The organism is Burkholderia sp. MSMB0856 (assembly GCF_001524645.2).
GTDB lineage: Bacteria > Pseudomonadota > Gammaproteobacteria > Burkholderiales > Burkholderiaceae > Burkholderia > Burkholderia diffusa.
The window spans coordinates 2,207,701-2,228,823 of the sequence record NZ_CP013428.1 but is presented as its reverse complement, the minus strand read 5'-3'; the positions used below and the strand labels follow the sequence as shown (position 1 = coordinate 2,228,823).

Sequence of the window (21,123 nt, the reverse complement as noted above, 5' to 3'; positions counted from 1 at the left end):
ACGAGCCGCGGGCCTGAAAAAGAAACATCGCGTGTTGCCAGTGGCGTCATGCGTTGACGTCGACGATGATGTGGCCGCGAATCGGGTTGTTCATCAGCTCATCGCCAAGTGGGGTGACGCTGCCGACGCCGAATAGCGTGATGCAGCGCAGGATGAACGGCATGACTATATGAGCCATGAATGCTCTTCCAAGTTGCGATCCGTGTTCCGCTTCGTCCGCTCTTTGAGACGTATCGGGATTTTCGTCGCGTTCAGAACTTGGTGCACGCCGGCTTTGCCAACCGTAGCAAGGAATTTCGATTTCCCTTTACCTCAAAATTTGCCATGGCCATGGCATCCGCGTCACGAGATTGTAAAACATGCAAGAGGCCGTTGCCTTTTAATTCAGACGCGAAATGTAATTTCATCGATTCAGGATCAAACGGGCAGACGAAACTAATGCTTCGAACGAAGGCGATTTGCTCCGTTTTTGTATTCAACACAAGAGTGCCGGGGGTAGATGTGCTTGGAGAAAGCTCGATGTCAATAAATCCCGCCATATTTTCTGAGGCTTTTCCGTCCAATGCGGCCAGATTGACTTGGAGTCGAAGCTTTGATGTAACGATTTGATCGTTGATATTGTTTGAATGTATTAAAGCGATGCACGCTTCGTGATCGCATTTTTGGGTTACGACAATTTCGAAGCTTGGCTCGTTATTTGCCGAAATAGCGCTGGCCAAGGCGCTTTCAGCAGCGATGGACGTCATCGCGCAAACTATGCTGGCCATGGTGAGGAAGGTATTGGATTTCTTTAATTTTAGAATGCGATTTCTTTCGAATATGCTGCTGGCGAGTGTGATGATGGCCGTTGAGGCAATAAATGAGAAATATATTGCGGATTCATATTTTCTGAATTGTATCTCGAGCAAAGGACGTAGCACCATTGCTATCAAAGATAGGGCGATCCAGATTATGGAAAATTTTATAATGACGCTCGATATTATGAAGGTGATGTGAATCTCCATGTCAGCCGTTCGTTTGGACGGGCGAAGAAGTTTTGCGAATAAGCGAATTGCGCAAAAACAGATCAATGTTGAAGCGGCAAATATGAGGCTTTCATCGCCGATCGAGAGCGTTTCTAGTTCTTTCCAGACTTTGTGGTTGATCTGATTTATGTCGTATACGGCGCCGGCTATTCCGTAAGTATGAGGGGCGTATATTGACAGGAAATTCAAGCGAAATGCCGCGATGGTCCCCCAGATTGTGGCTGCTGTTGCCAATGCCGACGTAACAAGAGCGTATGTCCACCACGTCAAATGATTGCGGTTTGGTACTTTGGATTGTCTTTCTCTCGATAGGGTAGTGGACCATCTGTACGTTATGTAGAGTCGTTTGAAGAAAATTGCCGTATTGACAATAATTTTCCCGATTTCGCTGGTTTCCATGTTGAAATGGCTGGGTGTTTTATGATGGTTGCGGAAAATGGCACCAAGTTGCCTTGGTGCCACATGATTCATGTACATCGGTAAATAACGGCCGGTGCTGAATAATCTTGACCTGTCGATGGCCTGTGTTTATAGCCGGATGGAGCAAGTCTGTCTGCGAACGGTGCAAGCATGGGATCTCACTCGCACTGGTACAAACCCTGATTAAATAAATTTATCGCGGTGAAAAATTCCGCATCTTATTCAACGGATATCGGCTCGCTATAGTGGCTCGCTTTCCCGCACGCAACCGTTCGCGTGCGGGCTGACACGCTGACGATCAGCAGGAGCCGCTTGATGACCACCGACGTCCGATTCACCGAAATCGAGGATCTGATGCCCGCCGCCGGCGGGCTGCGCGAGATTCGCCATCACATTCACCATCACCCGGAACTCGCGTACGAGGAGCACGAGACGGCCGCGCTCGTCGCGGACAAGCTCGAGCAATGGGGCTGGCAGGTGACGCGCGGGGTCGGCGAGACGGGCGTGGTCGGCACGCTGCGCGTCGGCGACGGCACGCGCAGCATCGGCATCCGTGCGGACATGGACGCGCTGCCGATCCTCGAGGCGACCGGCCTGCCGTACGCGAGCGGCACGCACGGCAAGATGCACGCATGCGGCCACGACGGCCACACGACGATGCTGCTCGGCGCCGCGCAACACCTCGCGAAGACGCGCAACTTCTCCGGCACCGTGCATCTGTATTTCCAGCCGGCGGAAGAGCACGGCGTCGACAGCGGCGCGAAGAAGATGATCGACGACGGCCTGTTCGACCGCTTTCCGTGCGATGCGGTGTTCGGCATGCACAACCATCCGGGCGCGGCGCCCGGCGTGTTCCTCACGCGGCGCGGCCCGTTCATGTCGGCCGGCGACAAGGCGATCATCTCGATCGAGGGCGTCGGCGGCCATGCGGCGCGGCCGCACCTGACGGTCGATCCGGTGGTCGTCGCGGCGAGCATCGTGATGGCGCTGCAGACGATCGTCGCGCGCAACGTCGACCCGTCGCAGCCGGCGGTCGTCACGGTCGGCTCGATCCACGCGGGCACCGCGAACAACGTGATCCCGAACGGCGCGCGCCTCGAGCTCAGCGTGCGGTCGTTCAGCCCCGAGGTCCGCGCGCTGCTCAAGCGCCGCATCGTCGAGCTCGCCGAAGCGCAGGCCGCGAGTTACGGCGCGACCGCGCACGTCGAGTACATCGAAGGCTATCCGGTCGTCGTCAATACGGATGCCGAAACGGATTTCGCCGCGCAGGTTGCGCGCGAGCTGGTCGGCGACGCGCACGTGGTCGAGCAGGCCGACCTGCTGATGGGCAGCGAGGATTTCGCGTTCATGCTGCAGCAGCGGCCGGGCTCGTTCGTGCGGCTCGGCAACGGCGAAGGCGAGGACGGCTGCATGGTGCACAACCCGAAGTACGACTTCAACGATCGCAACCTGCCGATCGGCGCGGCGTTCTGGACGCGCCTCGTCGAGCGGTACCTCGGGCAGTAGCCCCGGCGGCGGCGCGCGGCCGGCGCTTCCGGCCGCATTGAGAGGAGAACCGAACGATGCAGAAAGACCATCTCGCGCTGCACCCCGCGTCGGCGGGGGCTGCCGAAGCCGATACGCGCGGCGCACCGGCCGTCACGAAGCGCGGCGCGATCGCGGCGGCCGTGATCGGCAACTGGCTGGAGTTCTTCGATTTCACCGTGTACGGCTTTTTCGCGGTGCTGATCGGCAAGCTGTTCTTCCCGTCGAGCGATCCGACCACGTCGCTGCTGCTGTCGGTCGCGACGTTCGCCGCGGGCTTCTTCACGCGGCCGCTCGGCAGCGTCGTGCTCGGCGTCTATGCGGATCGCAAGGGCCGCAAGGCCGCGCTGAACCTGACGATCATGCTGATGGCGCTCGGCACCGGCCTGATCGCGATCGCGCCGACCTACGCGCAGGTCGGTGTGGCCGCGCCGCTGCTGGTCGTCTGCGCACGGCTGATGCAGGGCTTCTCGCAGGGCGGTGAATTCGGCGCGGCGACTTCCACGCTGATCGAGCAGGGCGGCACGTCGCACCGCGCGTTCCGCGCGAGCTGGCAGCTGGCGACGCAAGGCGGCGCGGCGCTGATGGGATCGGGCTTCGCGGCGCTGCTGTCGAACACGCTGACGAAGGACGCGCTCGAGGGCTGGGGCTGGCGCCTGCCGTTCCTCGTGGGCGTGCTGATCGCGCCGGTCGGCATGTATCTGCGCCGCCGGCTCGCGGACGATGCGCCCGGCGACAGCCATCACGGGATCGAACGCGGCGTGCTGCGCGAGCTGTTCTCGCAGCACACGCGCACGGTGCTGCTGCTGATGCTGACGGTGATGGGCGGCACGGTGTCGACCTACATCCTGACGTTCTACATGCCGACCTATGCGATCCACACGCTCGGGCTGCCGATGAAGCTGTCGATGTTCGTCGGCGTCGCGTCGGGTTGCGTGATGCTGGTGACGTGTCCGCTGTTCGGCTGGCTGTCGGACCGCCTCGGCAGCCGGCGCATGCCGATCTTCGTCGGACGCGGCGTACTGGTCCTGCTGCTGTTCCCGGCATTCTGGCTGATGAACCATCATCCGACGCTGTCGGTGATTCTGCCGCTGACCGCGCTGATGCTGCTGTTCTATTCGCTCGGTTCGGCATCCGAAATGGCGCTGATGTGCGAATCGCTGCCGCGCCACGTGCGCGCGACGGGCATCTCGATCGCGTATGCGCTCGCCGTGACGATCTTCGGCGGCACCGCGCAGCTGGTCGCGACCTGGCTCGTGAAGACGACGGGCAGCAAGCTCGCGCCGGCCGGCTATGTGGCCGCGTGCGTGGTGCTGTCGCTGATCGCGGTCGCGATGCTGCGCGAGACGGCGCGCGAATCGATGGACTGACGGGCGGCGCCGCGGGCGGCGATCCGCGTCTGGATTACCGCCCGCGCACGGTCCTCAGGTACGACGCGAGCATCGTCGCCAGTTCCTGCGCGGCAGGCGTCAACGGCACGGCCGCGCGCTGCAGCAGGCAGACTTCCTGCGATTCAGCCTGCTCGCGCACGCGCACTTTCGCGAGCGCGCCCGCGAACGGCCCGTGCCGCGTCACGGCTTCGGATTCGAGCGCGAGGCAATCCGTCTGCGTGACGAGCTGCAGCGTTTCGAACATCCCTTCCACGGTTGCGATGATCGTCGGCGCGGGCTGGCCGTGCGCGTCGAAATACGCGAGCAGCCGGTTGACGACCGGATCGGCGCTCAGGTTCGGCGAACGCGTCGACACCCACGCGTAGTCGGCCAGCTCGGCAAGCGATTGCGCGTGCTGCCGCGGATGGCCGCTGCGACACACGACCACCGGCGCCGACGCATGCAGCGGCGTGACCGCGAGATCTGTCGTGTCGGTCTGCTTCGCGACGAGCGCGATCGCGAAATCCACCGCGCTCTCGCGCAGCCAGCCGATCATCATCCGCGACGTGCCGGTGCGCAAGTGCACGTCGACCTTCGGGAAGCGCGCGCGGAACGCGGTCAGCACCGGCGCGAACGCATCGATCAGCGGTTCGGTCACGAGGCCCAGCGTGACGGTGCCTTCGTAGGCGCCGCTCAGCTGACGGATCTCGTGCTCGACCTGTTCGCATTCGCCGAGGATCGCGCCCGAGCGCGCGAGCAGCCGCTGGCCGACGGCCGTCGGCACGATCCCGCGATTGGTGCGCGTGAACAGCGTCGCGCCGAGCGTCGCTTCGAGGCTCTGCAGTTGCTGCGTGACGCCGCTCTGCGCGAGATCCAGCGCGCGTGCGGCGGCGCGCAGGCTGCCGTGTTCGACGACGGCCTGGAAGATGCGGAGCTGGGACAGCGTGAACGCCATGGTCGAGCGCGAGGCCGGTGATCGGAAATACTGATCATGATAAGACAGCCGCGCGTTCCGGCGGCGACGCGCGCGCACTACGATCGCAGGCAGTCCGGCCCATGCCGGTTGTCCCACTTCCCGCCTTCCGTCGATCATGAAACGCGTGCCACGCCTCCCTCGCTTCCGCCGCTTCCTCGTTCCGCTGGCTTCCCTGTGCATCGGTTTCGCGGCGCCGTCCGCGCACGCGCTCGATGCGCATGTGGTGCGCCTCGGCATCGATCCGACCTATCCGCCGATGGACGCGAAGGCGCCCGACGGCAGCCTGAAGGGCTTCGACGTCGATCTCGGCAACGAGATCTGCCGCCGTGCGCAATTGCGCTGCCAGTGGGTCGAGCTGGAATTCTCCGGGATGATCCCGGCGCTGCAGGCGCGCAAGATCGACGCGATCCTGTCGTCGATGGCGATCACCGAGAAGCGCGAGAAGCAGATCCTGTTCTCGTCGAAACTGTTTCGTTTCAAGTCGCGACTCGTCGCGCGGCCCGAGCGCGGGCTCGGCAGCACGGCCGCGTCGCTGGCCGGCAAGCGCGTCGGCGTGCAGTCGGGCACGCAGTTCGAATCGTGGGCGCTCGCGCACTGGGCGCCGGCCGGTGTCGGCGTGGTGCCGTACAAGAGCCAGGACGACGTGTTCGCCGATCTCGTCAACGGCCGGCTCGACGCCGCGCTGCTCGGCACGGTGGAAGCCGACTACGGATTCCTGCGCCAGCCGAAGGGCAAGGGCTTCGCGTTCGTCGGCGCGCCGCTCGACCTGGGCGATCGCGGTGTCGGCATCGGAATGCGCCAGTCGGACACGGCGCTCAAGGCGTCGATCGACGGCGCGATCGCATCAATGCTGAAGGACGGCACGTACGAGCGGATCGCGAAGCAGTACTTCGATTTCAACCCATACGGCGACTGAGCCGAACGCGCCGTTTCCCTCGCATTTTTCATTCTGGACCCTCGATGCAGATTCGCACCACGCCGCTCCTGTCGCCGTCGATCGGCACGCAGCGCACGCTGATGAGCTTTCACTTCGGGCCGGCCGACGCCGGCCGCAAGATCTACCTGCAGGCCGCGCTGCACGCGGACGAGACGCCCGCGATGCTCGCCGCCGTCGCGCTCAAGCAGCGACTCGCGCAGCTCGACGCGGCCGGCCGGCTCGCGGCCGAGGTCGTGCTGGTGCCGGTCGCGAACCCGATCGGGCTCAATCACCATCTGCTCGGGCAATTCATCGGCCGGTTCGATCTCGCGAGCGGGCGCAATTTCAATCGCGGCTTCCTGCCGCTCGCCGACATCGCCGCGCGGGCGCGCGACCGGCTCGGCGCGGATCCCGAACGCAATCGCGCGACCGTGCGCGAATGCGTCGGCGCGGCGCTCGGCGAGATCGCGCCGCGCACCGAATTCGACGCGTTGCAGCTTGCGTTGCTGAAGCTGTCGCACGACGCGGACGTCGTGATCGACCTGCATTGCTCGCTCGAAGCGGTGATGCACGTGTACACGAGCGACGAGGCATGGCCACAGGTCGAGCCGCTCGCGCGCTATCTCGGCGCGGAGGTGTCGCTGCTCGCCGAGGATTCCGGCGGCCACGCGTTCGACGATGCGCATCACCTGCTGTGGACGCAGTTGCGGCAGCATCTGCCGGAACGCACGCCGATGGCGGCGGGCACGGTGGCCGTGACCGTCGAATGCCGCGGCCAGCGCGACGTGACGCACGAATACGCGGCGCGCGACGCCGAGGCGCTCGTCGACTATCTGGTGTGGTGCGGCGCGGTGCGTGGCGAGCGCACGCCGCTGCCGCCGCTCGCCGCGCCGGCCACGCCGCTCGCGGGCAGCGAGCAGTTCTACGCGCCGGTGAGCGGGATTCTCGTGCACCGCGCGGCGATCGGCGCGACGATTCGTGCGGGCGATCCGTTGTTCGACATCGTCGATCCGCTGACCGACGCGATCACGACGGTGTCGAGCGGCACCGACGGCGTGTTCTACATGCGCCGCGCGATCCGCTTCGTGACGGCCGGTGCGCCGCTCGGCCGCGTGACGGGGACGGTGCCGGTGCGCACGGGGATGCTGCTCGGGGCGTGAGTGGTGGGCACGGTGCCTGAGCGGCGCCGCGCAATGTCGTGCTTGTTGAATTGACCGGGCGTTACAGGAGAGTCGGAGCATTGAACGGGCGGCCACGTGCCCCCCGTTTTTTTGTGTCCGCGAATGGCCGTCGCACTGGTCCGGCCATCCCACGGTGCACTTACCCGCGCCGTGCCACCAGTTCCGACACCGTCTGCGCGGCCTGCTGCAGCGGCCCGAGAAACTCCTTCACCATCTGCTTCGCGGTATGCCGCTGCGCGTTGCCGCTGATGTTCATCGCGGCGATCACCTGCCCGCGCCGGTTGCGGATCGGCGCCGAGATCGACATCAAGCCCACTTCGAGTTCCTGGTCGACCACGGCCCAGCCTTGTTGACGCACCTGCGCGATCGTCGCCTTCAGCTCGCCGATGTCGGTGATCGTGCGCGGCGTGTGCGCGCGGATGCCGCTCTGAGCGAGCGTTTCGTCGAGCGCCGCGTCGTCGAGCGCGGACAGCAGCACACGGCCCATCGACGTGCAGTACGCGGGCAGGCGGCTGCCGATCGACAGGTTGATCGTCATGATCTTGTGGGTCGGCACGCGCAGCACGTAGACGATCTCGGTGCGGTCGAGCACGGCGGCCGAGCAGCTTTCGTGGATCTGCGCGGACAGCTGCTCCATCACCGGATCGGCGAGACTCCAGAACGGCATCGACGTGAGATACGCGAAGCCGAGTTCGAGGATCTTCGGCGTGAGCCGGAACAGCCGGCCGTCGGCCTCGACATAGCCGAGCGTCTGCAGCGTCAGCAGGATCCGGCGCGCGCCGGCGCGCGTGAGCCCGGTGGCCGAGGCGACCTCGGTGAGCGTCTGCTCCGGGCGCTGGGCGTCGAATGCGCGGATCACCGCGAGGCCGCGCGCGAACGACTGCACATAGGAGTCGCCCGGTTTCGTCTGGATGTCTTCGGTTGTCATGAACGGTCGGATTGTCGTGCAGCCGAGAAGATAGCGCATGGGGCCTGACACGCCAACCGCACCGCGGACCGGGCGCTTGACAGGTCGTCCCCGCACTCCCTATGATGCGTTGAACGTTCGATACACGATCTTATGTTCGTATATAGAACATTTAAGCGCATCCCGGCGGGCAATGCAAGGGGCGCGTTTCATTAACTTCCCAGCCTTGCATGAGACCGGAGACACTGATGACCGAAGCTTTTCTGTGTGATGCGATTCGTACCCCGATCGGCCGTTACGGCGGCGCGCTGTCCGGCGTGCGCGCCGACGACCTCGGCGCGGTGCCGCTCAAGGCGCTCGTCGAGCGCAACCGCGACGTCGACTGGACGGCGATCGACGACGTGATCTACGGCTGCGCGAACCAGGCCGGCGAGGACAACCGCAACGTCGCGCGCATGTCCGCGCTGCTCGCGGGTCTGCCGGAGGGCGTGCCGGGTTCGACGATCAACCGCCTGTGCGGTTCCGGGATGGACGCGGTCGGCGTGGCCGCGCGCGCGATCAAGTCGGGCGAAGCCGCGCTGATGGTGGCCGGCGGCGTCGAAAGCATGACGCGCGCGCCGTTCGTGATGGGCAAGGCCGCCAGCGCGTTCGCGCGCCAGGCCGACATCTACGACACGACGATCGGCTGGCGCTTCGTCAATCCGCTGATGAAACAGCTGCATGGCGTCGATTCGATGCCGGAGACGGCCGAGAACGTCGCGGTCGACTACAACATCAGCCGCGCCGACCAGGACCTGTTCGCGCTGCGCAGCCAGCAGAAGGCCGCGCGTGCGCAGCAGGACGGCACGCTCGCCGAGGAAATCGTGCCGGTCACGATTCCGCAGAAGAAGGGCGATCCGGTTGTCTTTTCGCGTGACGAGCATCCGCGCGAAACGTCGCTCGAGACGCTCGCGAAGCTGAAGGGCGTCGTGCGTCCGGACGGCTCGGTGACGGCCGGCAACGCGTCGGGCGTCAACGACGGCGCTGCCGCGCTGCTGCTCGCGAACGAAGCCACCGCGAAGCGCTTCGGCCTGACGCCGCGCGCGCGCGTGCTCGGCATCGCGACGGCCGGCGTCGCGCCGCGCGTGATGGGCATCGGCCCCGCGCCGGCCACGCAGAAGCTGCTCGCCCGGCTCGGGATGACGATCGACCAGTTCGACGTGATCGAGCTGAACGAAGCGTTCGCGTCGCAGGGCCTCGCGGTGCTGCGCATGCTGGGCGTCGCCGACGACGATCCTCGCGTGAACCCGAACGGCGGCGCGATCGCGCTCGGCCATCCGCTCGGCGCGTCGGGCGCGCGCCTCGTGACGACCGCGATGTATCAGCTGCATCGCACCAACGGCCGCTTCGCGCTGTGCACGATGTGCATCGGCGTCGGCCAGGGCATCGCGATCGCGATCGAGCGCGTCTGATCGCGTCATCCGGGGGAGCGGCGGGAGTTCACGCCGCTTGACCGGGTTCCCGCTTCAAACGGTGTGGCCGGCACGCGATCGTCGTGCCGGCCACATCGTCATTCAGCTTGCGCTCGTTGCGCGAGGCGTGCGATGAGCGCGTCGATCTCGGTGTCCGCGAACACCTCGATGCCATGCTGGCGCAGAAGCGCCGCCGTCACGCCGGCGCCGGCATGCCGTCGGCCCGCAAAACTCCCGTCGTAAATGAAACTGCTTCCGCACGAGGGGCTGCCGTCCGCCAGGATCGCGTAGCGGCAGTCGTGCGCGCGTGCCAGCGCGAGCGCGGTGCGCGCGCCGTCGATGAACGGCGCCGTCGCGTCGGTGCCGTGCACGTCGACGATGCGCGCGGCACCCGACAGAACGCGTTGCCCTGATTCCCCATTCGCGATTTCGGCGGGCGGTCGCGGCACGCTCAATCCCCCTGCCAGTTCCGGACACACGGGCACCAGGCGCCCTTCGCGCTGCCATCGTGCGAGCGTTTCATGCGCGGCGGTCTTCGCCGAGCCGTTGTAACGGACGGGGTGACCGAGCACGCACATGCTGACGAGGATCTTCGGCAAGGCCGGTGGCCGCGACGCGTTGTGCAATGTCGTTCTCCGAGCAGGCGGTGTTGAGCGAGCGGAAATTCTACGCGCGGGTTGCGTTCGCGCGCGTACGGATGACGGAGGATCTCGCACCGAGCGGCATGTCCGCCGCCGCATTCCGGCACGACCGATTCCATTGATTGCTGGATTTTTTCATCGAATTCAAATGCCGGTCGAATGGAGCCGAGCAGACTGAATCGTTTCGCTGTGCGCAATGGTTATGTGAACCGATGCGTCGCCTGACGTAATCCAGCAAAGCATCGGGCCGTATCCGCAAAGCGCTGGATGCAATTATCGCGGCATTACTTGATCGAAATCATGTCGACGACGGAATTCGAATTTTCCGGCGCTTTCGGACTCAGGATTTCCCGGTGATTGCCGACAGTAAGGACGAGACCGTCGTAAAGCGATAAACCGTTTTTCGGCTACTGAGCGTGATTTTCGCGCCGCGCGGATCCCGCAGACGGATCCGCCTTTCGGAGCCTTGCATGCGCAACAACCAACCTATCACCCAACAAGAATTCGAATTTCCCGACGACGTCACGCTGATGTCGACCACCGATGCCGACAGCATCATCACGTACGCGAACACGACGTTCGAATACGTGAGCGGCTTCTCGAACGACGAACTCGTCGGTCAGCCGCACAACGTCGTGCGGCACCCCGATATGCCGAAGGAGGCGTTCGCCGACATGTGGGCGACGTTGAAGAGCGGTGAGCCGTGGACCGCGCTCGTGAAGAACCGTCGCCGGAACGGCGATCATTACTGGGTGCGCGCGAACGCGGTGCCGGTGATGCGCGACGGCGTGCCGCACGGTTACCTGTCGGTGCGCACGAAGGCACCGCGCGACGAGATCGCGGCCACCGACGCGCTGTATCGCGCGTTCCGTGAAGGCAAGGCCGGCAATCGCCGTTTCCACAAGGGATTGATCGTCCGGAGCGGGCTGATGCGGATCGTGTCGCTGCCGCAGACGATGTCGGTGCGCGCGCGCGTGCATTCGGCGCTGTGCGTGCTGGCGCCGGCCGTCGTCGGTGCGGGCTGGGCATGCGGGCTGGCCGGCGGCGGGCTGGCGGCGTTTGCCGCCGCGACGGCCGGCGTGTCGGTGGCCGCCGGCCTGTGGCTCGATGCGCAGATCGTGCGTCCGCTGAAACGGCTGCACGACCAGGCACTGAACGTCGCGACCGGCGAAAGCCGCCGCGGCGTGCGGATGAACCGCGTCGACGAGATCGGCATGACGCTGCGCACGATCAACCAGCTCGGGCTGATGTTCCGCTGGCTCGTCGACGACGTCAGCGAGCAGGTGCACAACGTGCAGCGCGCGAGCAACGAGATCGCGCAGGGCAACAACGACCTGAGCGCGCGCACCGAGCAGGCGTCGACCAGCGTGCAGCAGACGGCCGCGTCGATGGCCGAGATGACGGCCACGGTGTCGAGCAATGCGGAGACGGCGCTGCAGGCGAACCAGTTGTCGGTTTCCGCGAGCGAGGCGGCCGAGCGCGGCGGGCAGGCGGTGAGCGAGGTCGTGACGACGATGAACGACATCACGGCGAGTTCGCGCAAGATTTCCGACATCATCGGCGTGATCGACGGCATCGCGTTTCAGACCAACATCCTTGCGCTGAACGCGGCGGTCGAGGCGGCGCGCGCGGGCGAACAGGGGCGCGGCTTCGCGGTGGTCGCCGGCGAGGTGCGGGCGCTCGCGCAGCGCAGCGCGAACGCGGCGAAGGAAATCAAGACGCTGATCGGCGCGAGCGTCGAGCGGGTCGAGTCGGGCGCGCGCCGGGTCGACGATGCGGGCAGAACGATGGAGGACATCGTCACGCAGGTGAAACGCGTGTCGGACCTGATCGCGGAAATCAGCTCGTCGACGGTGGAACAGAGCACGGGCGTCGCGCAAGTGGATCAGGCAGTCGTGCATCTGGACAACATCACGCAGCAGAACGCGGCGCTGGTCGAGCAGAGCGCGGCGGCGTCGGAAAGCCTGAAGCAGCAGGCGACGCGGCTCGTCGATGCGGTAAACGTGTTTCGGTAATCGGCGGGGGGCGCGGGCGTCTGCGCGTTCCGTCGCGGCGAGCCGGTTAAATCCCGGCTTTCCGATTCGATTCGAATGTATCGAACGAGAGGGATTCTCATTTCCGAACCCGGATTTATTCACTAATCCGGGCGGAGGATATGTTTACATTGATCTGACAATTGACGGCAAAGTATTTGATAAAACGGGTTTTTTGATTCACGTATAAACAAAGTTTTCGGCTGAATCAAGATGATGCGAAATTAATGCATATTTACCCGCAGCCGGCATAATGTTTTCGCCGGATTTGCCGAAAGCGCAGGAGTGTGACCGAACGCATGCGGGACAGCCGCGATGCGTACGGTCTCGATCCAATCCACAAGCGGACACAAGATTCGCAACCGGGAACTCCACACCATGCGCAATAACCAGCCTGTCACGCAACGCGAATTCGAATTCCCCGATGACGCGACGCTGATGTCGACCACCGACGCGGACAGTTACATCAAATACGCGAATGCCGCGTTCATTCAGGTCAGCGGATTTTCCCCCGAGGAAATCGAAGGTCAGCCGCACAACATCGTGCGGCATCCGGATATGCCGAAGGAAGCGTTCGCCGACATGTGGGCGACGCTGAAGAACGGCGAACCATGGACCGCACTGGTAAAGAATCGCCGCAAGAACGGCGATCACTACTGGGTCCGTTCGAATACGGTGCCGGTGATGCGCAACGGGCAGCCGACCGGCTACATGTCGGTGCGCACGAAGGCGACGCGCGACGAGATCGCGGCGGCCGACGCGCTGTATCGCGCGTTCCGCGAAGGCAAGGCCGGCAATCGCCGTTTCCACAAGGGATTGATCGTCCGGACCGGGCTGATGCGCGTCGCGTCGCTGTTCCAGATGATGTCGGTGCGCGCGCGTTTGCATTCGACGCTGTGCGTGCTGGCGCCGGCCGTCGTCGGCGCGGGCTGGGCATGCGGGCTGGCCGGCGGCGGGCTCGCGGCGTTCGCCGCCGCGACGGCCGGCGTGTCGGTGGCCGCCGGCCTGTGGCTCGATGCGCAGATCGCGCGGCCGCTGATGCAGCTGCGTGACCAGGCGTTGCGCGTCGCGACCGGCGAGAGCCGCACCGGCGTGGCGATGAACCGCGTCGACGAGATCGGCATGACGCTGCGCACGATCAACCAGCTCGGGCTGATGTTCCGCTGGCTCGTCGACGACGTCAGCGAGCAGGTGCACAACGTGCAGCGCGCGAGCAACGAGATCGCGCAGGGCAACAACGACCTGAGCGCGCGCACCGAGCAGGCGTCGACCAGCGTGCAGCAGACGGCCGCGTCGATGGCCGAGATGACGGCCACGGTGTCGAGCAATGCGGAGACGGCGCTGCAGGCGAACCAGTTGTCGGTTTCCGCGAGCGAGGCGGCCGAGCGCGGCGGGCAGGCGGTGAGCGAGGTCGTGACGACGATGAACGACATCACGGCGAGTTCGCGCAAGATTTCCGACATCATCGGCGTGATCGACGGCATCGCGTTCCAGACCAACATCCTCGCGCTGAACGCGGCGGTCGAGGCGGCGCGCGCGGGCGATCAGGGGCGCGGCTTCGCGGTGGTCGCCGGTGAAGTGCGGGCGCTCGCGCAGCGCAGCGCGAACGCGGCGAAGGAGATCAAGACGCTGATCGGCGCGAGCGTCGAGCGGGTCGAGTCGGGCGCACGGATCGTCGACGGCGCGGGCAAGACGATGGAGGACATCGTCACGCAGGTGAAGCGCGTGTCGGACCTGATCGCGGAGATCAGCTCGTCGACGGCGGAACAGAGCACGGGCGTCGCGCAGGTCGACCAGGCGGTCGTGCATCTGGACAACATCACGCAGCAGAACGCGGCGCTGGTCGAGCAGAGCGCGGCGGCGTCCGAAAGCCTGAAGCAGCAGGCGACGCGGCTCGTCGATGCGGTGAACGTGTTTCGTTGAAGGCGGGGGGAGGGAGGTGACGCGGGCGCGGCGGAGAGGGGCGCCGGCCCGCGTCGGGACCGCCCGGTTCCGGCCGGGCGGTCAGGGCCTGTCACGGACGCGACAGGCCCCGAACCGTCAGACGGCGAGACAGAGGTACTTGATCACGACGTAATCGTCGATGCCGTAGTGCGAGCCTTCGCGGCCGAGGCCCGACTGCTTGACGCCGCCGAACGGCGCGACTTCGTTCGAGATCAGGCCCGTGTTGACGCCGACCATCCCGTATTCGAGCGCCTCGGCGACCTTCCACACGCGACCGATGTCGCGGCTGTAGAAATACGCGGCGAGACCGAACTCGGTGTCGTTCGCGAGGCGGATCACCTCGTCGTCGCTGCCGAACTTGAACAGCGGCGCGAGCGGCCCGAACGTCTCTTCCTTCGCGACCTTCATCGCCGGCGTGACGCCCGTCAGCACGGTCGGCTCGAAGAAGCCGTGGCCGAGCGCGTGGCGCTTGCCGCCCGTCACGACGGTCGCGCCCTTCGCGAGCGCGTCCTCGATGTGTGCCTCGACCTTCAGCACGGCCGCTTCGTTGATCAGCGGGCCTTGCGTGACGCCCGGCTCCGTGCCGCGACCGACCTTCAGCTGGCCGACCGCCGCCGCGAGCTTCTGCGCGAACTGGTCGTACACGGCTTCGTGCACATAGAAGCGGTTCGTGCACACGCACGTCTGGCCGCTGTTGCGGTACTTCGACGCGATCGCGCCCTGCACGGCCGCATCGAGATCGGCGTCGTCGAACACGATGAACGGCGCGTTGCCGCCGAGCTCCAGCGACACTTTCTTGACCGTCGCCGCGCATTGCGACATCAGCAGGCGGCCGACCGGCGTCGAGCCGGTAAACGACAGCTTGCGCACGATCGGGTTAGACGTCAGTTCGCCGCCGATCGCCTTCGGGTCGCCCGTGACGACGCTGAACACGCCGGCCGGCACGCCCGCGCGCTCGGCCAGCACGGCCATCGCGAGGGCCGAGAACGGCGTCGCTTCAGCCGGCTTCACGACGATCGGGCAGCCTGCCGCGAGCGCCGGGCCGACCTTGCGGGTGATCATCGCCGCCGGGAAGTTCCACGGCGTGATCGCCGCGCACACGCCGATCGCTTCCTTCGTCACGACGATGCGCTTGTCGCTCGCCGGCGTCGGGATCGTGTCGCCGTACACGCGCTTGCCTTCCTCCGCGAACCACTCGAGGAACGACGCCGCGTAGCCGATCTCGCCCTTCGCCTCGGCCAGCGACTTGCCCTGCTCGGTCGTCAGGATCAGCGCGAGGTCGTCGGCGTTTTCCATCATCAGGTCGTGCCACTTGCGCAGGATCGCCGCGCGTTCCTTCGCGGTCTTCTTGCGCCACGCCGGCCATGCGGCGTTCGCGGCTTCGATCGCGTGACGCGTCTCGGCCGTGCCCATCGCCGGCACGGTGCCGAGCAGGCCGCCGGTTGCCGGGTTGCGGACTTCGAACGACTCGCCGTTCGCCGCGCCTTGCCATTCGCCGTTGACGTACGCCTGCTGGCGGAACAGCGACGGATCTTTCAGTGCCAGGGTTTCCTGAACAGTGCTCATATGAATCGCCTGCGTTGAAAATGACGGATGAAACGGCCGCCGCCGTCACGAAGACGGCGGCGGCGCATTCAATTGAAGCGGACGGGAACTCAGGCCGGCACGCCGACCGTTTCCTTCAGCACTTCCTCGAGGATCACGAGCGCTTCGTCGAACACGGCCTGCGGGATCGTCAGCGGGAACAGGAAGCGCACGACGTTCGAGTACACGCCGCACACGAGCAGCAGCAGCCCGCGCTCGAGCGCACGCGCCTGCACGCGCTTCGTGAATTCCGCGTCCGGCTCGCCCGAACCCGGCTTCAGGAACTCGACCGCGATCATCGCGCCCGGGCCGCGCACGTCGGCGATCTGCGGCACGTCGGCCTGCAGCGAATTCAGCTTCGCCTTCAGCACGTCGCCGAGCTGCGTCGCGCGTTCGCACAGCTTCTCTTCGTCGATGATGTCGAGCACCGCGTGCGCCGACGCGACGGCCAGCGGGTTGCCCGCGTACGTGCCGCCGAGGCCGCCGGGGGCAGCCGCGTCCATCACGTCGGCACGGCCGACGACGCCCGACAGCGGCATGCCGCCCGCGAGGCTCTTCGCCATCGTGATCAGGTCGGCCAGCACGTCGTAGTGCTGCATCGCGAACAGCTTGCCGGTACGCGCGAAGCCCGTCTGCACTTCGTCGGCGATCAGCAGGATGCCGTGCTCGTTACAGATCTTGCGCAGCGCGCGCACGAATTCGGCCGGCGCCGGATTGAAGCCGCCTTCGCCCTGGACCGGTTCGAAGATGATCGCGGCGACGCGCTTCGGATCGATGTCGGCCTTGAACAGCATCTCGATCGCCTTGATCGAGTCGGCCGTCGTCACGCCGTGCAGCGCGTTCGGGTACGGTGCGTGGAACACGTCGCCCGGGAACGGGCCGAAGTTCAGCTTGTACGGGGCGACCTTGCCGGTCAGCGCCATGCCCATCATCGTGCGGCCGTGGAAGCCGCCCGAGAACGCAATGACGCCCGGACGGCCGGTTGCCGCGCGCGCGATCTTGATCGCGTTTTCGACGGCTTCGGCGCCGGTCGTGAAGAACGCGGTCTTCTTCGGGAAGTCGCCCGGCGCGCGCGCATTGATCTTTTCGGCCAGTTCGACGTACGACGCGTACGGGACGATCTGGTAAGCGGTGTGCGTGAAGCTGTTCAGCTGATCCGCGATCGCCTTGACGATCTTCGGGTGGCGGTGGCCCGTGTTCAGCACCGCGATGCCGGCGGCGAAATCGATGAAGCGACGGCCTTCGACATCCCACAGCTCCGCGTTCTCGGCGCGGGCTGCGTAGAAATCACACATCACGCCGACGCCGCGCGGGGTGGCGGCGTTCTTGCGGGCCTGCAGGTCGGCATTCTTCACGGTCATCTCCTTGATGTTTTGCCCGGTGGGATAAAAATCGGCCGCGTTGGCAGCCCATGGAGGCGACTATAATCACATTTGGCTCTGGCAATCAGAGCCATTTCAATAAATATTCAGGAGCCAATCATGCGCGCAAGCGTGTTGTCGGACTGGCTGGCGCAGCGCCTCGTGCGCGGCGGCGAACAGCCGATCTACCGGCAGCTGCACCGCCTGCTGCAGCAGGCGATCCTGTCGCGCGAACTGCCGGCCGGCACGCGCGTGCCGTCGTCGCGGCTGCTGGCGGCGGAGCTCGGGATCGCCCGCAACACGGTCACGCAGGTTTACGAACAGCTTTCGCTCGAAGGCTACGTGAACTCGGCGACGGGGCGCGGCACGTTCGTCGCCGACAGCGCGCCGGACGAGATCGTCGGCGCGCCGGCCGACGCGGGCGCCGGGCCGGCGGTGGTGCCTGCTTCCGCGCGGCGGCTGTCCTCGCGCGGCACGCGGCTCGTCGAAGGCGCGGGCGTGTCGAAGCGCCAGGGCGGCGCGTTCATGCCGGGCGTGCCCGATGTGTCGCGATTTCCGGCGCGCGCGTGGACGCGGCTGCACAACAAGTATTGGCGGCGCCTGCGCCCGGACCTGCTGACCTACGCGCCGGGCGGCGGGCTCGCGCTGTTGCGCGAGGCGCTGGCCGACTATCTGCGCACGTCGCGCTCGGTGCGCTGCACGCCCGAGCAGATCGTGATCACGACCGGGATCCACCAGTCGATCGACCTCGCGGTGCGGCTGCTGACCGATCCGGGCGACGCGATCTGGACCGAGGATCCGTGCTACTGGGGCGTGCGCAGCGTGCTGAACGTGTCGGGGCTCACCACGCGGCCGATTCCGGTCGACGACGAAGGGATCGCGCCGTCGGCCGCTGATCTCGCCGAGCCGCCGAAGCTGATGCTCGTCACGCCGTCGCATCAGTATCCGCTCGGGATGGTGATGAGCCTCGCGCGGCGGCGGATGCTGCTCGAATACGCGCGCCAGCACGGCTGCTGGATCATCGAGGACGACTACGACAGCGAATTCCGTTACGGCAGCCGGCCGCTCGCGTCGCTGCAGGGGCTCGATACGGCCGGGCAGGTGATCTACGTCGGCAGCTTCGGCAAGACGCTGTTCCCGGGGCTGCGGGTCGGGTATCTCGTCGCGCCGGAGCCGCTCGCGGAGAGTTTCGCGACCGCGAGCGCCGAGCTGTATCGCGAAGGTCAGTTGTTGCAGCAGGCGGTGCTCGCGGAGTTCATCGCGGAAGGGCACTTCGTGTCGCATATCCGCAAGATGCGCACGCTGTACGGGCAGCGCCGCGAGGTGCTGCTCGATGCGGTCGCGCGCCGCTACGGCGACACGCTGCAGGCGCTCGGCAGCGACGCGGGGCTGCATCTCGTCACGCGGCTCCCGGACGGTGTCGACGATCGCGCGGTCGCGCAGGCCGCGCTCGAACGCAACATCGTCGTGCGGCCGTTGTCCGGCTATTACGCGCAGCGCGAACGTGCGGCGTCGGGCTTGCTGCTCGGTTATGCGTGCGTGCCGGAGGACGAGATCGCGACCGCGTTCGCGACGCTCGCCGAGGCGATCGACGAACGGGCGTTCGACCAGGTCGTCGCGACGGTCTGACGGGAACGGCACGGCGGCATGCGCGCGCTGCGGGGCGGGCCGTCGACAGGTGAGCCAACGATCGCCCGCGCGGTGCGAACCGATCGTCGGCATGCGCTACAGCCGAATCAACACCGCGCCCGCGACCACCAGCACACACGCGGCGAGCCGCTGCGCGCCGGGCCGCTCGCGCATCACGAACCAGCCGATCGCGACCGCGAAGATCGAGCTCGTCTCGCGCAGCGCCGACACCGTCGCGACCGGCAGGTGCCGGTACGCGAGGATCACGATCCCGTATGCGGTGAGCGAGATCGTGCCGGCGATCGCGCCCTGCGTGAGCGCGGTGCGCGACGCGAGCACCGCGCGCGGGCCGCCGCGCAGCACGCAGACGAGCACGAGCTGCGGCACGCTCCACAGCAGATACACCCACGCGATGTAGCCGAGCGCGCTGCCGGACACGCGCGAGCCGATCCCGTCGCAGATTGAATACGCGGCGATGAACACACCCGTGAGCAGCGCATACGGCACGCCTTCGCCGGAGAACCGGAAGCCGCGCCGCAGCGCGAGCGACATGATGCCGAGCGACACGAGCGCGATGCCCGCGAAGCCGAACGGCGTCGGCCGCTCGTGCAGCATCGCGAGCGCCAGCACCGACACGAGCAGCGGCGAAATCCCGCGCGCGATCGGATAGATCTGCCCGAACTCGCCGTTGCGGTACGCGCGCGCCAGCGTGAAGCAGTACGCGACCTCGAGCACCGCCGACGCCGCGACATATGGCCAGGCGGCGGGCGCCGGCGCGGGCAGCAGCACGGTGCCTGCGATGCCGAACGCGAGATACGGCAGCGACATCGTGCCGAGCTGGACGAGCCGGTCTTCGCTGACATGGAGGAAGGCATTCCAGATCGCGTGCAGCAACGCGGAGCACAGCACGAGACCGATGAACAGGTGATCCATGAACGAAGGCGCGGACGGGAGGGGAGCGGCGAGCGCCGTCAATTATGTGGGTATCCGGCGCGCTCGCGCGGAATTGTCGATAATGGAGCGTTGTTATTTACCGGATGCCGACGATGACCGAAGCCACCCTCACCCCGCCCGCCGTTCCGCGCCTCACGAGCCTGTCCCACGGCGGCGGCTGCGGCTGCAAGATCGCGCCGGGCGTGTTGTCCGAACTGCTGAAGCGAGCCACGCCGCCGGCGCTGTTCCCGGACCTGCTGGTTGGCACCGAGACCTCCGACGACGCGGCCGTCTACCGGCTGAACGACGAGCAGGCGATCGTCGCGACCACGGACTTCTTCATGCCGATCGTCGACGATCCGTTCGACTTCGGCCGCATCGCGGCAACCAACGCGCTGTCCGACGTCTACGCGATGGGCGGCAAGCCGATTCTCGCGCTCGCGCTGGTCGGGATGCCGATCAACGTGCTGCCGCACGAGACGATCGCGGCCGTGCTGCGCGGCGGCGAATCGGTGTGCGCGGATGCCGGCATTCCGGTCGCGGGCGGCCACTCGATCGATTCGGTCGAGCCGATCTACGGGCTCGCGGCGATCGGCGTCGTGCATCCGTCGCGCGTGAAGCGCAACGCGGCCGCGCGCGCGGGCGACGTGCTCGTGCTCGGCAAGCCGCTCGGCGTCGGCGTGCTGTCGGCCGCGCTGAAGAAGAATCAGCTCGACGACGCGGGCTACGCGCAGATGGTTGCGACGACCACCAAGCTGAACCGGCCGGGTGCCGAACTCGCCGCGCTGCCGGGCGTGCATGCGTTGACCGACGTCACGGGCTTCGGGCTGCTCGGCCACACGCTCGAACTCGCGCGCGGCGCGAATCTCACCGCACGCGTGCATTACGCGTCGCTGCCGTGGCTGGCGGGCGTCGAGGCGTTCGTCGCCGACGGCGTGTTCACCGGCGCATCGGGCCGCAACTGGGCGGCGTATGGCGCCGACGTGCGGCTCGCCGACGGGCTGCCGACGGTCGCGCAGGCGCTGCTGACCGACCCGCAGACATCCGGCGGCCTGCTGGTCGCGTGCGCGCCGGACGCAGTCGACGACGTGCTCGCGTGCTTCCGCGCCGACGGTTTCGATCGCGCGGCCGTGATCGGCGAGATGGTGGACGGCCCCGCGCGCGTCGACGTCGCCTGACGCGTTTCCTTATCGCGGATCGCTGTCGGTCGGAAGAATCGATGCCTTCC

16 protein-coding genes are annotated in these 21,123 nt (G+C 66.3%); 9 read left to right on the top strand and 7 right to left on the bottom strand.

What is annotated here, in order from left to right:
* Positions 1 to 251: 251 nt before the first annotated feature.
* Positions 252 to 1,496 (bottom strand): hypothetical protein, encoded by a 1,245-nt coding sequence (locus tag WS87_RS33760; RefSeq protein WP_218929484.1) that lies wholly within the window; start codon positions 1,494 to 1,496, stop codon positions 252 to 254.
* Positions 1,497 to 1,760: 264 nt separating this feature from the next.
* Here WS87_RS33760 and WS87_RS27565 point away from each other — a divergent pair, with 264 nt between their 5' ends.
* Positions 1,761 to 2,951 carry a M20 aminoacylase family protein gene (locus tag WS87_RS27565; RefSeq protein ID WP_059814965.1) on the top strand — a complete coding sequence of 397 codons (1,191 nt, stop codon included), beginning with the start codon at positions 1,761 to 1,763 and terminating at the stop codon, positions 2,949 to 2,951.
* Positions 2,952 to 3,007: 56 nt separating this feature from the next.
* Positions 3,008 to 4,339, top strand: a complete 1,332-nt coding sequence (locus WS87_RS27560; RefSeq protein WP_059814962.1) for an MFS transporter — start codon at positions 3,008 to 3,010, stop codon at positions 4,337 to 4,339.
* 34 nt (positions 4,340 to 4,373) lie between these two features.
* Here WS87_RS27560 and WS87_RS27555 read toward each other — a convergent pair whose 3' ends face one another.
* Positions 4,374 to 5,294 carry a LysR family transcriptional regulator gene (locus WS87_RS27555; RefSeq protein WP_059814959.1) on the bottom strand — a complete coding sequence of 307 codons (921 nt, stop codon included), beginning with the start codon at positions 5,292 to 5,294 and terminating at the stop codon, positions 4,374 to 4,376.
* 184 nt (positions 5,295 to 5,478) lie between these two features.
* Between WS87_RS27555 and WS87_RS27550 the strand changes: the two genes are divergently transcribed.
* Positions 5,479 to 6,231: a transporter substrate-binding domain-containing protein gene (locus WS87_RS27550; RefSeq protein WP_236873269.1), complete on the top strand. Its 753-nt coding sequence runs from the start codon at positions 5,479 to 5,481 to the stop codon at positions 6,229 to 6,231.
* Positions 6,232 to 6,275: 44 nt separating this feature from the next.
* The gene (locus WS87_RS27545; protein ID WP_059814952.1) at positions 6,276 to 7,391 is read left to right on the top strand and encodes a succinylglutamate desuccinylase/aspartoacylase family protein; all 1,116 of its coding nucleotides are present in this window, start codon (positions 6,276 to 6,278) and stop codon (positions 7,389 to 7,391) included.
* 160 nt (positions 7,392 to 7,551) lie between these two features.
* On the opposite strand, the gene WS87_RS27540 is transcribed toward WS87_RS27545, so the two are convergent.
* Positions 7,552 to 8,340 (bottom strand): IclR family transcriptional regulator, encoded by a 789-nt coding sequence (locus tag WS87_RS27540; protein WP_059528522.1) that lies wholly within the window; start codon positions 8,338 to 8,340, stop codon positions 7,552 to 7,554.
* Between the two features lie 227 nt (positions 8,341 to 8,567).
* Here WS87_RS27540 and pcaF point away from each other — a divergent pair, with 227 nt between their 5' ends.
* Positions 8,568 to 9,770 carry a 3-oxoadipyl-CoA thiolase gene (gene pcaF / locus WS87_RS27535; RefSeq protein WP_059599074.1) on the top strand — a complete coding sequence of 401 codons (1,203 nt, stop codon included), beginning with the start codon at positions 8,568 to 8,570 and terminating at the stop codon, positions 9,768 to 9,770.
* Positions 9,771 to 9,868: 98 nt separating this feature from the next.
* On the opposite strand, the gene WS87_RS27530 is transcribed toward pcaF, so the two are convergent.
* Positions 9,869 to 10,348, bottom strand: a complete 480-nt coding sequence (locus tag WS87_RS27530; protein ID WP_059815247.1) for a DUF523 domain-containing protein — start codon at positions 10,346 to 10,348, stop codon at positions 9,869 to 9,871.
* Positions 10,349 to 10,881: 533 nt separating this feature from the next.
* On the opposite strand from WS87_RS27530, the gene WS87_RS27525 reads away from it, so the two are divergent.
* The gene (locus WS87_RS27525; RefSeq protein ID WP_059814949.1) at positions 10,882 to 12,426 is read left to right on the top strand and encodes a methyl-accepting chemotaxis protein; all 1,545 of its coding nucleotides are present in this window, start codon (positions 10,882 to 10,884) and stop codon (positions 12,424 to 12,426) included.
* Between the two features lie 396 nt (positions 12,427 to 12,822).
* Positions 12,823 to 14,367, top strand: coding sequence for a methyl-accepting chemotaxis protein (locus WS87_RS27520; RefSeq protein WP_059814946.1), 1,545 nt, complete (start codon positions 12,823 to 12,825; stop codon positions 14,365 to 14,367).
* A gap of 117 nt (positions 14,368 to 14,484) precedes the next feature.
* Here the strand turns inward: WS87_RS27520 and gabD are convergent, their stop codons facing one another.
* Together gabD and WS87_RS27510 are read right to left on the bottom strand one after the other, a co-directional pair.
* Positions 14,485 to 15,954 carry an NADP-dependent succinate-semialdehyde dehydrogenase gene (gabD, locus tag WS87_RS27515; RefSeq protein ID WP_044845770.1) on the bottom strand — a complete coding sequence of 490 codons (1,470 nt, stop codon included), beginning with the start codon at positions 15,952 to 15,954 and terminating at the stop codon, positions 14,485 to 14,487.
* Between the two features lie 89 nt (positions 15,955 to 16,043).
* On the bottom strand, positions 16,044 to 17,327 hold the full coding sequence (locus WS87_RS27510) for a 4-aminobutyrate--2-oxoglutarate transaminase (RefSeq protein WP_107938225.1): 1,284 nt from the start codon (positions 17,325 to 17,327) through the stop codon (positions 16,044 to 16,046).
* A 126-nt stretch (positions 17,328 to 17,453) separates the two neighbouring features.
* Here WS87_RS27510 and pdxR point away from each other — a divergent pair, with 126 nt between their 5' ends.
* Positions 17,454 to 18,962 carry a MocR-like pyridoxine biosynthesis transcription factor PdxR gene (gene pdxR, locus WS87_RS27505; protein ID WP_059814939.1) on the top strand — a complete coding sequence of 503 codons (1,509 nt, stop codon included), beginning with the start codon at positions 17,454 to 17,456 and terminating at the stop codon, positions 18,960 to 18,962.
* A 96-nt stretch (positions 18,963 to 19,058) separates the two neighbouring features.
* Here pdxR and WS87_RS27500 read toward each other — a convergent pair whose 3' ends face one another.
* Positions 19,059 to 19,895, bottom strand: coding sequence for a DMT family transporter (locus WS87_RS27500; protein ID WP_059814936.1), 837 nt, complete (start codon positions 19,893 to 19,895; stop codon positions 19,059 to 19,061).
* Positions 19,896 to 20,008: 113 nt separating this feature from the next.
* Here WS87_RS27500 and selD point away from each other — a divergent pair, with 113 nt between their 5' ends.
* Entirely contained in the window at positions 20,009 to 21,073 is a 1,065-nt protein-coding gene (gene selD, locus WS87_RS27495; RefSeq protein ID WP_082750537.1) for a selenide, water dikinase SelD, read from the top strand.
* Positions 21,074 to 21,123: the final 50 nt, after the last annotated feature.